This window comes from Paenibacillus glucanolyticus (genome assembly GCF_037333485.1).
GTDB classification, from domain to species: domain Bacteria; phylum Bacillota; class Bacilli; order Paenibacillales; family Paenibacillaceae; genus Paenibacillus_AQ; species Paenibacillus_AQ glucanolyticus.
In genome coordinates this window covers 882,280-898,729 of sequence record NZ_CP147845.1, presented here as the reverse complement: position 1 = coordinate 898,729, position 16,450 = coordinate 882,280, and the positions used below count along the sequence as shown (strand labels likewise).

The following is a 16,450-nucleotide window of genomic DNA, read 5'->3' as shown; positions in this document are numbered from 1 at the left end:
CACCCCCTTATAACTTCAATTACTGTCCTAAAATTTGTTTGCCTTTGTCTATGAAGTCTTGTGCGATCTGCTCCGGCGTCTTCTCACCCGAGAACAACGCCTGGATGTTCGGCTTCACCACTTGCTCCTTGAATTTCTTCTGGTTGCCGGAATCTTTGGCATCGAGGCTCAAGGTCACAGGAATGTCTTTGAAGTTCGCAAAAATTTCTGCTGCTTTGATGGTCGATTCTGTTCCAAGTCCTTTGCCTGCATAGAATTCCGCCTGTGATTTGCGAACGAATGGCAGCACCAGTTCATTGGCGGAATTACCGGCTTTCGCGCCGCTCAGGCCTTCCATGATCAGGAAGGTATTCTTCGCATGCTCTTCACCCTTATCCTTCTTCTGCTTGAAGGCTACGTAGCCTTCGCCGAACATGGAGGTTTTGCGCTCTGCCCCGTCGTTGTGCGGAACCGGCAGCAGAACAAAGTCGATTTTCTCGCCTTGCACCGTACCGCTGTCAATGTCCTTCGCACGGTTTTGCAGCATCACATCGTAATAAGGGATTGCCTTGGATACGATGGCGGCTTCCTCTGCGTAGAACCAGTCCATCCGTTTAGCGGGTTGAATCGCCGCTGTCTCAGCCGGCATATGCCCGGCTTTCATCAGATCGGAAACAAACGTCATCGTGTCCAGAATGCGCTCATCATTCCATTGAAACTCGCCTTTATCGTTCAGGACGTCCGGCATCCCGTTGCTGCGTGTCAGCATTTCGATGAAGTCAAGGGAAGTTCCGTCCGTTACCAGCGCATAGCGCGTTTTGCCGTTCGGGAGCTTGGTGGTCAGCTTATCGGCAGCTGCCTTGAATTCGGTCCAGGTCCAGCCGTTCTCCTGAATGGACTTCCAGTCGATGCCTGCTTCTTCAAGGATCTTCTTATTGCCGCCCCATGCCCACAGGGATTGGTACAGCGGAAGACCGTATTGCTTGCCTTGGATTTGACCAAGCTCGAGTGTGCCCGGGAGATAGTCGTTCTTTATCTCGTCTGTGATATAAGGGGTTAATTCCAGTGCCAGACCGGTATCCACATAAGCACCGTCCACCGCATGGAAATAAAGATCAGGCGGATTACCGGCATTCAGGGCTACATCGAACTTCTTCGGACCTTCAGCCCATGAAAGCACTTCGGTTTCGACTGTAATGTGCGGGTATTTTTCTTTCAAATCCGCTACATGCTCTTTCAATTCATCTTCATATTTACCATGTACCGGATAAGTCCAGACAACAACCGTGTCCTGCTTCGGTGCAGCCTCGCCATTTCCTTCCGAAGCTGTTCCGCTTCCGCCTTCAGGAGCCTTCGCCCCGCCGGAACCGCCGCAAGCCGCGGTGAACACGAGCATTAAAGAAGCCAACAATGTAAGCCAACCTTTTTTCTTCATGTACTACTCCCCTTATCATTTATATATTTGTGGTTTCGCTATGAACTACAACCGCTTGATCGCTTGCCGGCTCTCATCCAGGTATTTCACTGAGTTCTCGTAATTCCGGCTGGCGACGCCAAGATATAAAATATCGATAAGATTCAACTGCGTAATACGAGACGACATCGCGCCACTGCGAATTTCGTTCTCCGTCGAGGAGGTGTACAAGGGAATATCCACCGATCGGCTTAAGGTAGAGTCACCGTATTTCGTAATGCCAATCGTCTTGCATCCTTTCTCTTTGGCTATGGCTGCTGCGCGAATCACTTCATCCGTTTCACCGGAATAGGAGATGCATACGGCCGCATCATCTGGAGTCAGCAGCACCGCCGAGGTGAGCTGCACATGAGGGTCCGGAAAAGATATACATACCTTATTAATCCGCAAAAATTTCTGCTGGGCATCCATCCCGATCAGATTCGAAGCCCCTACCCCGAACATGAAAATACGCTTAGACTGATCGAGGGCCAGTACGGCCTCCTCCACCTTCCCTTCCTCCATAATCTTCATCGTATCCCGAATCGATTGAATGTTATTGTTCGAGACGTTCTGTATAATTGCAGAAATGCTGTCATTGGGCCGAATATCCTGATATCCGGTGGCTAATGGCTCCTGCAAGTCTCCGGCTACCTTCAGCTTCAGATCCTGATAGCCCTTGAATCCCATCGTTTTGCACAGGCGCACGATAGCAGCCTGACTGGAACCGCTTCGGACAGCAAGATCCGCGACCGACATCTGTATCATCTCTGCCGGTTCCTGCAAAATGAAGGCTGCAACCTTGCGCTCGGACGGATTTAATGAATCATACACCTCACGCAATCGAACCAATCCGCCGTTCATTCCTTGCCCCCCTTTACTCATAATCCTCTGATGATCATTCATATGTAATATTACTTTACACCTATTGAATGAAAGCATGACTGGTATCGCTTTCAATATCAGTGGATTGAGTTCATTATAAATTGTATGAAATTATATTTCAATACATAATTGATGATTTAAAATTTTATTTTACAACACTTCTTTTTTCTCCTATACTGGATATAGAAAGCGAAGTGGTTCAATATGGAAATTTATATCGGTGTTGATGGTGGCGGCACAAAGACTGATGCAACCGCTATCCACAGCAGCGGAGAGGTATTGTCCCGTTTTACCGGAGGTTCCACAAATCCTTATATTGTAACGTTCAATAAAGCGATGGCGGAACTCCAAAACGTGTTGGATGGGCTCCTGACACCTCTGAATGATGAGTCATTTTCATTAACATCAATATGTCTTGGAATGTCAGGTATAAGTTCTGTGGATGAACGTCGGCGTGTTCAATTACACCTTCTTTCCTATTTTCAGCAGCGGCTGCCCTCCATACGCATATACATGCGTTCGGAAGCCGAAATTTCATTAATGGCTGTGCTGGAGCGTCAGCATGGAATGCTTGCCATCTCGGGAACCGGCTCCAATACTTACGGTATCACCCAATCGGGAGATATCCACCGCGTCGGCGGCTGGGGGCATCTTCTCGGGGATGAAGGCAGCGGTTACCAGATTGGGCTTCAGACCCTGAAATCGGTAATCAAGAGTCATGAAGGCATTACACCGCCCACTATCATGACCAGCCTGATTGTTGAATCCTACCCTCTCCAGCATATTACCGATCTCAAATCTTACATTTACCAGCCCGCTATAACGAAACAGCATATCGCTTCCTTCGCCCGCTGCTGCATTGAAGCAGCGGAAGCCGGGGATGAAGCGGCACTCCGTATCATCCGGCAGCAGGCTGAAGAGCTGGCCGATACAACTAGCGCTCTCATCAGGCAGCAAGCTGAATTCGAAGAGAGTGATCTGGTATGGATCGGCTCGATATTCAAGCATTCGCCAGAGTTCCGGAAGGCGTACTGCGACTCCCTGCTAATGCGTTATCCTCAGCTGCGATTTCCCGAAGGGAACCGTGAACGAACACCCGCGCATGGTGCAGCCCTGTTAGCCTGCAAGCTATTTACAGACGGCGTCTCTGACTTGCTGTAGCATTCACATCATCAGTGCCCGTCCATATTCCAAGGCAAAAAAGGAGACCTGTCTCATGACGAATACTCTAAGTCAATTGACAACCGAACAGCCTCATGAACATACGCAGAACATTGATCAGTTGAGCTCAGAACAAATTATGATCCTTATTAATAACGAGGATAGTCTGATCACCGAAACGATTCGTGATCAGATCCCTCTTATAGCCCGAGCAGCGGATCTCGTGGTAGAAGCTTTCGAGAATGGCGGCAGATTGTTCTACATAGGCGCAGGAACCAGCGGTCGAATCGGTATCCTTGACGCATCCGAATGCCCACCTACCTACGGGACGGATCCGTCCATGGTGCAAGGGTTGATCGCAGGCGGCTTCAGAGCCGTGAAGGAGGCGATTGAAGGTGCGGAGGATAGCGAGGAATTGGGTGCCCAGGACATCAATGAAAACGGTATCAGCAAGAAGGACGTTGTCATTGGGATCGCCGCCAGCGGACGCACGCCTTATGTTCTTGGAGCTATGCGACGTGCCAAGGAACTCGGAGCGGTTGTTGTCGGGCTCTGCAATAACTACGAATCGCCCATGCATCAGTATGCGGATTTTGTGATTGAAGCCGTCGTTGGCCCTGAGGTCATTATGGGCTCCACGCGCATGAAGGCCGGTACATCGCAAAAGCTGATCCTCAATATGCTGACAACAACGGCCATGATTCGAATTGGCAAGGTGTACAAAAACTTGATGGTCGACCTCAACCCTTCGAATAACAAGCTTGTGCATCGTGCCAAACGCATCATTACGCTTGCAACAGGTGCATCGGAGGAGGAAGTAGAGAAGGCTTACCATGAAGCCGGTGCCCATGTCAAAACAGCAATTGTTATGCTCTTGGCGAATGTCAGTGCTGCGGAGGCATCCACGCTGCTTGATGGTACCCGCGGATTCGTTCGCGGTGCGATTGATCTAAAGGCGTCCAAGTAAAGCAATGGGCTTGTTATGCTGTGTAAGCCTTCCATGAATAGAAACGGGATATCTCCAGGTCCATGTTGGCCTGTACGATATCCCGTTTATTTTTTGCTGTTTTATCGGATACTCACTGCCTATGATCTCATCTGTCCATGCCCTGCTTCATTCCAACCTGTTGTTCGCTCCATTCCCACAGGCGAGCGGCAAGTTTTGTATCCCTTGCCTTCTCTGTGGTTTTGTCCGGCTGGCACTTGACGTAATATTCCCCTGTCACATGCTCTACTTCAGGACTAGAGGCCAGATAAATCGCTGTCCGGGCACCTTCGAGCGCCGTTAAGAAGAACGGGCGAAGCAGCTTATAGACCGCTTTACCGAAGCCTGTATCCCGGTTTACACCAAGACTGGTGCTTACGGCGCCGGGATGGAGTGCATTGACCGTCACCCGCGTCGGCTGCAGTCGGCGCGCCAACTCTTTGGTGAATAAAATATTGGCCAACTTCGACTGCGCATAACCCTTGGCCACATTGAATCCCTTCGCCAGATTAGGATCTTCCCAGTGGATGCTTCCAACCTTATGCGCCCCCGAGGATACGTTCACGATCCGACCCTGCCGTGCACGCTGGAGGGGTTCAAGCAGCTCGTTTGTCAACAGGAAATGACCTAAATGATTAACGCCGATCATGGCTTCGTACCCGTCCTTCGTCAACTCCCGCTTAATGGTAACCACACCGGCATTGTTCACCAGAACATCGAGTTTGTTGTGCTTGGCCTTAAAATCGGCAGCAAATGCCCGAATGCTGTCAAAAGAGCCCAGATCCAGCGTCATCAGTTCAAGCTCTGTGCTTCCGCTCTCTTCCAGCGCCTGGTGAAGCGCCGCTTCCCCTCTGGATTGGCTCCGGCATGCCATCACAACATGCGCCCCCAATTTGGCAAGCTCAATCGTTGTAGCCAGGCCCATACCAGAGTTAGCCCCTGTTACAATAATGATACTCCCTGCCATGTCATTCATCCGCAGACCTCCTCTTACTTCCTACCCTATCATGCTAACAAAAAATCCCGCCACCAACATCAATTTGGAGACGGGACTTAGATAACGTACAGATGTAATTCAGACAAAGGATCAGCGCCTTAGGCTCCGCTCCCATTCATCGCCAGTATGATCGCAGCCAGACCGAAACACAGATTCAGCAAGCACAGAAATACCAGTGTCTGCTTCTGATTCAGCCCCGTTGCCAGCAAACGATAATGCGCCTGGGAAGCGTCGGCCTGATAAATCGGTTTGGATTGAAGCATTCTGCGGATAACCACAATGATATTATCGAAGATCGGCACACCCAGAGCAAAGATGGGAACGAACAAGGAAGCCAAGGTGGCCCCTTTAAACGCGCCATCCAGAGCAATGATCCCTAGTATAAACCCAAGGAAGGTTGCACCGGCATCCCCCATGAATACTCTGGCCGGCGGCTTATTGTACCGCAAATAGCCAAGCGCAGCACCCACGAGAACGACCGCAAGCAGCGCGGATTCGCCTCTGCCCATCGTAATGGCCACTACAAACAACGTGCCTCCGGATATGGCTGAGAGTCCTCCGGCTAGTCCGTCAATGCCGTCCGAGAAATTAATGACGGTCGTTACACCAAAAATCCATAATATTGTCAAGATGAGCTGCAGCCATTCCGGCAAATTGATATATTGCCCCGTGAACGGATTGTTGAATCCTTCAAACGCAATACCGTAGCTGTATACAACGACAGCCGCGCTCATCTGAACAATGAACTTCGGCAGTGAAGCCAGTTCCTTGCCCTGGGACTTATACCAATCGTCCACAAGACCAATCCCAAGAATCAGGGCACTACCGATAAAGATACCTACCGCTTCCCTGGAAATGGTGCCGGTAAGTGCAAAATATGTGATAAAAAATCCGATGAATATGGCGATGCCCGCTGTCAGCGGTATCGGTTCGCGGTGTATTTTCCGCTCGCTGTCCGGCCTTGGCTTGTCCACAAAATCAATCTTGATCGCAAGTTTGCGAAATGGCGGAATCAATACCAGGACCAGCACCATGGATATGACAAACGCTGCTAAATAGAGCATGGTTTCCTCCCAATAAATGATGAATAATGGAGAACATTGCAATCTAAGTATATGACTTATAAGGAACTCTATCAACCTATCAAAAGAAAAAGACTGCCACATCAGTAGAATTATCTACTTAGCAGCAGCCCTCCGGACTCACAGGTTAAGACTCCTTCTTGTTCACCACAAGTCCGATGATCATAACGATAAGTGCCAGCAAAGCAATCAACTGATCGATGGTCATGGCGGAAAGCCTCCTTATGACAGGATGGCTCTTGCCCGGACTATACATCTCACTCTCCCGTTAAATGCCTTACTTACTTTCCCCACTACCATCCTATGAGGGCTCGCTCCCGATTTATGACGAGATCCCAGAAAAAAAAACCTGCCCCCGTTCAGCGAACGGTTGAAAGGGCAGGTGGTACATCGTGCTGACACACCGGGCAGAGCTCCCTCTCCCCCTATCTTGAAGAGTCTTCGCTTCGCCTGACGGTGATCAGCGTTATGGCTTGATCGGATTAGGATTTAACCTACTCCGTTACGATATCATAGATCAATACAGGTGCATCCGCATGATCAGCAATTCGAATGCTTTCATACAGCTTCTGCTTCACGTCGTCCACGTTCTCGCGGTTGGCATGAATCGTGACGAGGGAGTCACCCTTCTTCACGGTGTCGCCAACTTTCTTGTTCAGCATCAGGCCTACAGCCAGATCTATCTCGGATTCCTTCGTTGCACGTCCGGCCCCAAGCAGCATCGCCGCGGTACCGATCTCATCCGCTACCAGTTCGGCGACAACGCCGTCCTGCTGTGCAGGAAGCTCTATCAGATATTGCGCCTTCGGCAGCCGGTCGGGATGATCCACCACAGACGAATCGCCGCCTTGGTTCTGGATGAACTCCTTGAACTTCTCCAGTGCCTTGCCGTTTCGGATAACCTCACGCAGCTTCTCCTCGGCATCTTCAAGCGAGTCTGCCTTCTGCGCCAGATAAACCATCTGTCTGCCCAGAGCCAGGCACAGCTCCTCCAGATCCTTCGGACCTTCGCCGCGCAGCGCATCAATCGCTTCCTGAACCTCCAACGAGTTGCCGATCGCAGCCCCAAGGGGCTGGCTCATATCGGAGATGACGGCCATCGTTTTGCGGCCGACGTTGTTGCCGATGCTAACCATGGCATGCGCCAATTCCTTGGCGTCCTCCACGGTTTTCATGAACGCGCCCGCACCGGTTTTAACATCCAATACGATCGCATCGGAACCTGCAGCAATTTTCTTGCTCATGATAGAGCTGGCAATCAGCGGAATGGAATTGACGGTTGCCGTCACATCCCGCAGTGCATACAGCTTTTTATCAGCCGGGGTGAGGTTCCCGGTTTGGCCGATTACAGCAATTTTATGTTGATTCACAAGGTTCACAAATTCGTCTTTGCTGATCTCCACGTGGAAGCCTTCAATGGACTCCAGCTTGTCAATCGTTCCTCCGGTATGACCGAGACCGCGTCCGGACATCTTCGCTACGGGAATGTCCAGAGCCGCTACGAGCGGTGCCAATACAAGCGTTGTCGTATCGCCAACACCCCCGGTGGAGTGCTTATCAACCTTGATTCCCTCAATTGCGGACAGATCAATCGTTTCTCCGGAGTTTACCATCGCCATCGTCAAGTCCGCCCGCTCCCGGTCGGACATGTCCTGGAAATAGATCGCCATATTCATGGCACTTACCTGATAATCAGGAATATCTCCCTTGGTATATCCATCGATAAAGAAATTGATCTCTTCTGTTGTCAGTTCCTTGCCGTCGCGTTTCTTCGCAATTAAATCAACCATTCTCATCGTACATTCTCCTCACTGTTTGCGATGATTGTGTTCTTTCTATGGGCAGCACTACAAACGCGAATGGTTCGGCCGATCGCTGCTGCCCCCGGATTCCTTCGTCATTCCTTTACAACGAAATCGCCGTATCCAGCGCTACTTCCATCATCTCGTTAAACGTGGTTTGGCGCTCCTCGGAGGAAGTCTCTTCCCCTGTCAGCAAATGGTCACTTACCGTCAGGATTGTCAGGGCATTCACACCGAACCGTGCCGCAATCGTGTAGAGAGCCGTTGTCTCCATCTCTACGCCCAGCACGCCATGCTGCATCAGCTTCTCAACCACCGACTTGTCCTCACGGTAAAATACATCGGATGTGAACACATTGCCGACATGCATCTTCAAGCCCTTGTCCTTGCCGCGCTCATATGCACCAAGCAGCAGCGGGAAGCTGGCAATCGGAGAGAAATCATAGCCGCTAAAGTGATGGCGGTTCATACCGGAATCCGAGCATGCTGCCTGAGCCAGAATGACGTCGCGCACACGAACATGCTCCTGCATCGCGCCGCAGGTTCCGACACGGAACAAATTTTTGACGCCATAATCACGAATGAGTTCGTTGACATAGATACCGATGGAAGGCACGCCCATGCCCGAGCCCTGCACGGAGATGCGCTTTCCCTTATAAGTTCCCGTAAATCCGAGCATCCCCCGCACTTCGTTGTAGCAGGTTACATCCTCCAGATACGTCTCGGCAATAAATTTAGCCCGCAGCGGATCGCCTGGCAGCAGAATCGATTCTGCGATATCTCCCGGCTTCGCTCCAATATGTGTACTCATGTGCAAATTCCTCCACTTTTCGATTTATTTCAAATCATTCAAAAAGCTTATGCCATGCTCCGGCAGCTTCACCCCGAAATTGTCTGCAACCGTGGCCCCAATGTCGGCAAAGGTCTTGCGCAGCGGCAACTCCTTGCCTTCCGCAAAACGCGGGGAGTAGACAAGCAGCGGTACGTATTCCCGCGTATGATCCGTCCCTTTGTAAGTAGGATCATTCCCGTGGTCTGCCGTGATGATCAGAAGATCATCGTTTGTCATTTTCTCGAACACCTCTGGCAGGCGCTGGTCATAATCCTCCAATGCCTGGCCATATCCTTTCGGATCGCGGCGGTGCCCGTACACCGCATCGAAATCCACGAGGTTTATGAAGCTCAGACCCTTGAAGGAATCATCCATGGTCTGCACCATTTTGTCCATGCCGTCCATATTCGATACGGTTCTGACAGCCTTCGTAATGCCTTCACCATCATAAATATCGGAGATTTTGCCGAGGGCAATCACTTCGAGTCCTGCATCCTTCATCTCGTTCATGGTTGTGCGTCCAAAAGGCTTCAAGGCATAATCATGCCGGTTCGCGGTACGCTTGAAGCTGCCAACCTCGCCAGTGAACGGACGCGCAATAATCCGGCCGAGCATATAAGGATCTTCCAGCGTAATTTCGCGGCAGAATTCGCAAATTTCATACAGTTCCTTCAGGGGAACCACATCCTCATGCGCCGCGATTTGCAGCACAGAGTCCGCCGAGGTATAAATAATCAGCGCACCTGTCTTTACATGCTCCTCGCCAAGCTCTTCAATGATCTCCGTTCCGCTTGCCGGCTTGTTGCCGATAACCTTGCGTCCGGTCTTCTCTTCAATCCGCTGAATCAGCTCATCCGGAAAACCGTCCGGGAACACTCGGAAAGGCGTATCAATATACAGGCCCATGATCTCCCAATGACCTGTCATCGTATCCTTGCCGTTCGAAGCTTCCTGCATCTTCGTATAATAAGCCCGAGGCTTATCGGCAGCAGGCACTCCTTCGATCTCCCGGATGTTCGACAGCCCAAGCGCTGCCATATTCGGCATGTTGAGCCCCCCGCATTCGCGGGCGATATGCCCCAGCGTGTCAGATCCGATATCATCAAAATCAGCCGCATCCGGTGCCTCACCGATGCCTACAGAATCCAGTACAATCAAGTGAATTCGGTCAAAACGTTCCATATCCATGCTCCCCCTCATATATGATCTCAAAAAATCAAACTATCCATAAGGCTCGCTTGTTGTTTACTTCCATCCCTTGGTTACAGGAACAGTCCGGCAATCGTTGCAGACAGCACGCTTACCAGCGTTGCACCGTACAGCAGCTTCAAGCCGAAACGTGCAACCACATTCCCCTGCTTCTCGTTTAGCCCCTTCACCGCACCGGCAATAATGCCGATGGAGGAGAAGTTTGCGAACGACACCAGGAATACGGACACGATACCAATGGTGCGCTCGGACAGATTCGTGAAGTTGGACAGCTCAAGCATGGCTACGAACTCATTCGATACAAGCTTCGTTGCCATAATACTGCCGGCGTCCACTGCCTCTTTCCAAGGCACACCCATGACAAAAGCAAAGGGAGCAAAGATAAATCCTAGCAGCTCTTGGAATGATATCCCGAAAATCATATCAAAGATGCCGTTGATCATCGCGATCAATGCAACAAATCCGAGAAGCATCGCGGCAACGGTAATCGCTACCTTGAAACCGTCCATGATGTATTCGCCCAGCATCTCGAAGAAGGATTGCTTCTCCTCTTCCTGCACTTCCAGGATATCCTCATCCTTCTCCACCTTATATGGGTTCACGATGGAAGCAATAATAAATCCGCCAAACAGGTTGAGTACCAGCGCGGTCACCACGTACCGCGGCTCGATCATGGTCATATACGCACCTACGATCGACATCGATACCGTGGACATCGCGGAAGCACAGAGCGTATACATACGGTGCTTCGGAATTAAGGCGATCTGTTTTTTAACCGATATAAACACCTCGGATTGCCCCAGGATCGCGGAAGCTACCGCATTGTAAGACTCCAGCTTTCCCATGCCGTTGACTTTACTTAAGACGAGACCGATATATCTTACGATAAACGGCAGTACCTTAATATATTGAAGTATACCAATCAACGCGGAAATAAACACGATGGGCAGCAGAACGTTCAAGAAGAACGGACCTGCACCTTCATTGGCAATGCCACCAAATACAAACTCGATTCCGGCTCCCGCGTAGTCAAGCAGCGCTTTAAACGTATTCGCTATCCCTTTGACAAGATACTCGCCGATATTGGTGTTCAGCAGGATAAATCCCAGGATCAGCTGCAGCACAATCATTACAGCCAGCGGACGATAACGAATTTTGCGCTTATCATTACTGATAAGGAACGCAAGACCGAATACGACCAGCAAACCTAGTATGGCGATTAAAAATTTCATCGTCGTTGTTCCCCCATAGGTGAATTTTTATGATATAACACGGTTAATCCGATGATCATTCAGAACTGCTGGTTACATTAATAGGATGAGCTGGACTGGCCGCCCTCCATGATTTTCACGCCGGAGCTTGCACCGATTCGGGTTGCGCCCGCTTTGATCATGGCTTCCATATCTTCTTTGCTGCGTACGCCGCCGGACGCCTTAACGCCGGTGTTCTGACCAACGGTCTTGCGCATCAAGGCAACATCTTCCGGAGTAGCTCCGCCTGTAGAGAAGCCTGTAGAGGTCTTAACAAAATCCGCTCCCGCTTTCACGGACAACTCGGATGCACGCACCTTTTCTTCCTCGGTCAGAAGGCTTGTCTCAATGATGACCTTAACAAGCGCTTTGCCCTTAGCTGCATCCACTACAGCTTGGATATCCTTAAGCACGAGCTCATCATTACGATCTTTAAGCGCCCCGATGTTAATGACCATATCCACTTCTCCAGCCCCATTGGCAATAGCGTCCTTCGCTTCAAATGCTTTGGCTGCTGTTGTCGAAGCTCCCAGCGGGAAGCCGATAACGGTACATACTTTAACCTTAGTGCCCGCAAGCTGCTCAGCACAGTAGGATACCCAAGTCGGGTTCACACAAACCGAAGCAAATTCGTATTTTTTGGCCTCATCCGTAAGTTTCGTAATCTCGGCTTGGGTTGCATCCGCCTTCAACAGTGTGTGGTCAATCATTCCTGCTATATTCATCTGGTTAAACACTCCCTAATATAATTTTTGTAATTTTGTAAAAGCGCTCTCATTACGCTTAAACCTGTAGACGGGACCATCATATCACAGCTATGAACATATGTAAAACACATGATGAAAATATGTTCATTCCGATTTATGGCAATGATATTTATCATTGTTCGCTTAACAACTTGCCATCATTCAGGAATAATCTAACAACTCTTTGTTTACTATGCTCTATACCCTGTCGGGGTAAACATAAACAGAAGATACGGTCCCTTCACTAGTCCGTCACATATTCCACAGCACAAACACACCTCATGAAGGTGAGCACGAAGCCGATCCGCTTCGATGATCACCGCAATGAGGTGTGTTTGATCCTTCTTGTGCATCGACATGCACGATTTCATGAAAGCAAGGCTTGCGCCGTAAACTGATCCGTCACAAGTATGTTGGCATATTTACCGATTAGCGCAGCTCTTATGGCATCTACCTTTCGCTGCCCGCCTGCAACGAGAATGGATTTCTCCTTGTGCCGCAAATCCTCCAAATCGATGCCGACCGTACGGCTGTTGATATCCTCACTGCACACCCGGCCCTCGGCGTCAAAAAACCGGGAGCAGATATCACCTGCGCCGACCTGCTGCAGCAGCTTCTGTTCTTTCTCGCTCAGGTAGCCGAGTCGAAAGAGGAGCGCATCTTCATGCACCGTGCCCACCGTAAACATGGCAATGTTGGCTTGCTTGCCTAATTGAATGATTCGCTGGATATGCCTGTCCCTCTCAACCATTTCCTTCAGTTCCATCGTGTCAAATATGACGGGCAGCGGCAAATATCTCGCCATCGTATGGTACGCCTCCGCGAAGAGATTGACAATCTCCGCTGCATACGTGTTCACATGCGAATGGCTGACCCCGCCCTTCAGCTGCACGACCTCTACGCCACGGACCGATTTCTGCTGCAGCTGTAGCGCCACGGCATGCATGGTCGTTCCCCAGGTCACGCCGATAATGTCGGCATCCTGAACCGTTTCATGCAAATAATCGGCTGCCCTTTTGCTGATATGCTTCTGAATTTCACGATACTCATTGATGGGAGAATAGCTAATGAGCACTTCCTCCAGCTTGTATACCTTCTTGACCCTCTCGCCCAAAGCATCGAGATTCTCAAGCGGGTCCACAATGCTGATCTGCACATACCCCTGCTCTTTAGCGTGCTGAAGAAGCCTTGAAACCGTAGGGCGTGAAACGCCGAGCCTGGTGGCGATATCCTGCTGGCTGTAATCCGACATATAGTACAATCTTGCGGCCTCGATACTGAGACGCTGTTTATCCTGTTCCATCATCCAACCCACTTTGTTGTGTCGTATACAATTTGGGTACATTATACAGCGTTCTTATGCGGATTTCGATAGCCATGCAAAAGAAGCACATAAATTTGCGATATGTTCGCAATTTGATGTGCAGCATCATAGGAAATCCTGTGTCAACCAACTGCCTCCTTGCAAAAACAGACAAGCACCCGCGCAGCACATGCTATCGCTGAAAACTCAGTCGCTTCACGCGTTAACAACGGGCACTTGCCACTTACCATCTACCAGCCTATACCGGCTGATTGTATTCGAGCGGAGATACTCGGCCATAGGAAGCCTTGGCACCTTGGATCGGTGCCGCCCAGCCTACGGCGTTCACGATTACCTGCTGAATGTCCGGCAGATGATAGGTAGGGAACGCTTCGTGACCCGGTCTGAAATAGAACAGCCTGCCGCGCCCCCGCTTATAACAGCAGCCGCTGCGGAACACCTCGCCGCCTTCAAACCAGGAGACAAACACCAGTTCATCCGGTGCCGGAATCTCAAAGCGTTCTCCGTACATTTCCTCCTGCGGAACTTCAATATACTCTCCGAGCCCGCTAACGATAGGATGGCTTGGATCAATAACCCATAAGCGTTCCTTCTCGCCATCATCACGCCATTTCAGGGCGCCAGTATTCGTGCCGAGAAGGCGCTGAAAAATCTTCGATCCGTGCCCGGAATGGAGCACAATGATCCCCATGCCGTCCAGTACGCGCTGGCGTACTTTTTCCACGATATCATCTCTCACTTCACCGTGTGCCACATGCCCCCACCAGAGCAGAACGTCTGTTGAAGCTAGTACTTCATCTGTCAGACCATGTTCCGGATCATCCAAAACGGCTGTACGTACATAAAACTCGGCATCCTTCTCCAGAAAGTCCGCAATCGTCCGGTGTATGCCTTCGGGGTAAATTTTTGCAATCTGTTCATTATGTCTCTCGTGCCGATATTCATTCCATACCGTTACATTAATCCTAGCCATGGTTAGTGACCTCCCAAAGTATGATCATTCTGCGTTCTTCCGACCAAAATCAGCAAATAACATCCATCGTTCGTTGGCAAACTATTTAAATTCACCCCAAGTATAGGCTGTGTTACAATGAACGGGAATGTGAGAAAGTTACTCTTTTTGTACAAAAACGACTTTGCGTTTTTTTTGGGGAGAGAGGGTGTATTCGTGCTATCGATGAACGCGGACTATGTACCAAGAATCAAACTCATGGGATTTGTCTCCTACAAGAACCCCTGGATTCATTTCAAGCGGAATACGCACGAGTTTATTCTGTATTTTGTGAAGAACGGCGAGCTTCATCTTCAGGAGAATGGTGTTGCCCATGTGCTCAAGAAAGGCGACTTGCTCGTGCTTGAACCGCATCTGGACCATGAGGGGACCCGCAAGCATACCTGCGACTACTACTATATTCATTTTGAACATCCGGATATTCATCCCGCACCGGACCGTCCCTTATCCCTGCTTGCCAAACAATGGATAATGGGTGAGAGCGACCCCGCAGGCAAGGATAGCAACAGGCAGCTATACTTCCCTAAGACCTGCACCTTGACTCAGAAAAAAAGCCTCCATCATATGCACCATGCCCTGGGTGAAATGCTGCAACTGTACCGACGCAAGCACTTCAACCGCAGTTTGACCGCGCTCAAATTCATGGAAATGCTGATCGAGCTGTCCCGCGAGAGCCTCTTCGACGAGCTGGAGAACGACAGCCCGCATACCAAGTCCTACATGAAGGTGCATGCATTGCTGGATTACATCCATGAACACTACGCCCAGAAGATCATCAGCTCGGAAATCGAGCTGCGCTTCGAATGCAATTATGACTACATCAACCGGGTGTTCGCCAAGCTCACTGGCCTTACGATCATGCGCTACGTGAACCAAGTCCGGATTCATCATGCCAAGGAGCTGATTGAGGCCACCCATCTCAGCTTCGGGGAGATCGGGTATCTGACCGGCCTGGATGATCCATTCTATTTCAGCAAGGTGTTCAAAAAATACGTTGGCATGTCCCCCAATCAATACTATAAACAGGTGCATGAGAAGGAATAAAGCGGCGATCAGCCGCTTTTTTGTTGAAAAAATCTGGTGTAGATGGAACATTAATGGACGGAATGCGTTAGTTTAAGTAGCGAATACCAAGGAGGGGATTATCATAAGATTCAAGTCGTTGTATGTTGTGCTCAGTGTTGTAGTCGTTTTTCTCATATCAGCTTGCGCCAATGGCGTTACTGACTCAGATTCGCGGAACGGGTTAGCGGAGCCTTATCGCTTGGCGCTGGATGAATTAATATCAACCGATACAGCCCTCAATGACGGCATGGAGTTCATCTCACTGGATTTCGATGAACAGCTTCCATTAGAGGATTCAGATAAGCAGAGCATCGAGGAATACCTGCAAAGCCGATATAACGTGAAGATTTATCATCTCACCTATGAACAATTGGTTGCGCAAGGGTTATATGACGCTGGTGATACCAAACGTAAAGGGATTTTACTGAGCATTGAAAAGCAGGAGCAATCGGATCAGAACAACATGACTATCGAGGTAAGCAAGTATCGTTCGAATGAGGGCGGGCTCACCGCAAAAATAACTCTAGCTTACCAACAGGATCAATGGAAAGTGGTTAATTCTACGCCTACAAAAGAAAGTTAAGGGAGTATTTCCGGTTTTGCCGAAAACGCTGAATGTAGTAACGTTTGGATACGGGATGGCAGTACATTTGGGGAAGTTATTCTTG

The 16,450-nt window shown here is 49.9% G+C and carries 16 protein-coding genes; 4 read left to right on the top strand and 12 right to left on the bottom strand.

Annotation, left to right across the window (positions count from 1 at the left end; all coding sequences use genetic code 11):
• Positions 1–19: 19 nt before the first annotated feature.
• The gene (locus tag WDY75_RS04210) at positions 20–1,414 is read right to left on the bottom strand and encodes an ABC transporter substrate-binding protein (RefSeq protein ID WP_006212797.1); all 1,395 of its coding nucleotides are present in this window, start codon (positions 1,412–1,414) and stop codon (positions 20–22) included.
• 45 nt (positions 1,415–1,459) lie between these two features.
• Positions 1,460–2,296 (bottom strand): MurR/RpiR family transcriptional regulator, encoded by an 837-nt coding sequence (locus tag WDY75_RS04205; protein ID WP_036643553.1) that lies wholly within the window; start codon positions 2,294–2,296, stop codon positions 1,460–1,462.
• 225 nt (positions 2,297–2,521) lie between these two features.
• On the opposite strand from WDY75_RS04205, the gene WDY75_RS04200 reads away from it, so the two are divergent.
• On the top strand, positions 2,522–3,478 hold the full coding sequence (locus tag WDY75_RS04200; RefSeq protein ID WP_063477810.1) for a BadF/BadG/BcrA/BcrD ATPase family protein: 957 nt from the start codon (positions 2,522–2,524) through the stop codon (positions 3,476–3,478).
• Positions 3,479–3,533: 55 nt separating this feature from the next.
• Positions 3,534–4,445, top strand: a complete 912-nt coding sequence (gene murQ / locus WDY75_RS04195; RefSeq protein WP_063477811.1) for an N-acetylmuramic acid 6-phosphate etherase — start codon at positions 3,534–3,536, stop codon at positions 4,443–4,445.
• Between the two features lie 127 nt (positions 4,446–4,572).
• On the opposite strand, the gene WDY75_RS04190 is transcribed toward murQ, so the two are convergent.
• The 10 genes from WDY75_RS04190 to WDY75_RS04145 form a co-directional block, all read right to left on the bottom strand.
• On the bottom strand, positions 4,573–5,439 hold the full coding sequence (locus WDY75_RS04190) for an SDR family oxidoreductase (RefSeq protein ID WP_172963900.1): 867 nt from the start codon (positions 5,437–5,439) through the stop codon (positions 4,573–4,575).
• A gap of 119 nt (positions 5,440–5,558) precedes the next feature.
• Entirely contained in the window at positions 5,559–6,524 is a 966-nt protein-coding gene (locus tag WDY75_RS04185; protein ID WP_063477812.1) for an MraY family glycosyltransferase, read from the bottom strand.
• A 145-nt stretch (positions 6,525–6,669) separates the two neighbouring features.
• Entirely contained in the window at positions 6,670–6,798 is a 129-nt protein-coding gene (locus WDY75_RS04180) for a hypothetical protein (RefSeq protein ID WP_255308638.1), read from the bottom strand.
• A 238-nt stretch (positions 6,799–7,036) separates the two neighbouring features.
• On the bottom strand, positions 7,037–8,338 hold the full coding sequence (locus WDY75_RS04175; protein ID WP_006212803.1) for a pyrimidine-nucleoside phosphorylase: 1,302 nt from the start codon (positions 8,336–8,338) through the stop codon (positions 7,037–7,039).
• A gap of 109 nt (positions 8,339–8,447) precedes the next feature.
• On the bottom strand, positions 8,448–9,155 hold the full coding sequence (gene deoD, locus WDY75_RS04170; RefSeq protein WP_006212804.1) for a purine-nucleoside phosphorylase: 708 nt from the start codon (positions 9,153–9,155) through the stop codon (positions 8,448–8,450).
• Between the two features lie 24 nt (positions 9,156–9,179).
• Complete coding sequence (deoB, locus tag WDY75_RS04165; protein ID WP_036643642.1) at positions 9,180–10,358, bottom strand: phosphopentomutase; 1,179 nt, start codon at positions 10,356–10,358, stop codon at positions 9,180–9,182.
• An 80-nt stretch (positions 10,359–10,438) separates the two neighbouring features.
• Complete coding sequence (locus WDY75_RS04160; protein ID WP_063477813.1) at positions 10,439–11,617, bottom strand: NupC/NupG family nucleoside CNT transporter; 1,179 nt, start codon at positions 11,615–11,617, stop codon at positions 10,439–10,441.
• A gap of 77 nt (positions 11,618–11,694) precedes the next feature.
• The gene (gene deoC, locus WDY75_RS04155; RefSeq protein ID WP_036643563.1) at positions 11,695–12,360 is read right to left on the bottom strand and encodes a deoxyribose-phosphate aldolase; all 666 of its coding nucleotides are present in this window, start codon (positions 12,358–12,360) and stop codon (positions 11,695–11,697) included.
• Between the two features lie 388 nt (positions 12,361–12,748).
• On the bottom strand, positions 12,749–13,684 hold the full coding sequence (locus WDY75_RS04150; RefSeq protein WP_006212807.1) for a sugar-binding transcriptional regulator: 936 nt from the start codon (positions 13,682–13,684) through the stop codon (positions 12,749–12,751).
• 259 nt (positions 13,685–13,943) lie between these two features.
• On the bottom strand, positions 13,944–14,678 hold the full coding sequence (locus tag WDY75_RS04145; protein WP_063477814.1) for a ThuA domain-containing protein: 735 nt from the start codon (positions 14,676–14,678) through the stop codon (positions 13,944–13,946).
• Between the two features lie 204 nt (positions 14,679–14,882).
• Between WDY75_RS04145 and WDY75_RS04140 the strand changes: the two genes are divergently transcribed.
• Both WDY75_RS04140 and WDY75_RS04135 read left to right on the top strand, forming a co-directional pair.
• Entirely contained in the window at positions 14,883–15,761 is an 879-nt protein-coding gene (locus WDY75_RS04140; protein WP_082834375.1) for an AraC family transcriptional regulator, read from the top strand.
• 220 nt (positions 15,762–15,981) lie between these two features.
• The gene (locus WDY75_RS04135; RefSeq protein WP_156515024.1) at positions 15,982–16,365 is read left to right on the top strand and encodes a hypothetical protein; all 384 of its coding nucleotides are present in this window, start codon (positions 15,982–15,984) and stop codon (positions 16,363–16,365) included.
• The last annotated feature ends 85 nt before the right edge of the window (positions 16,366–16,450 follow it).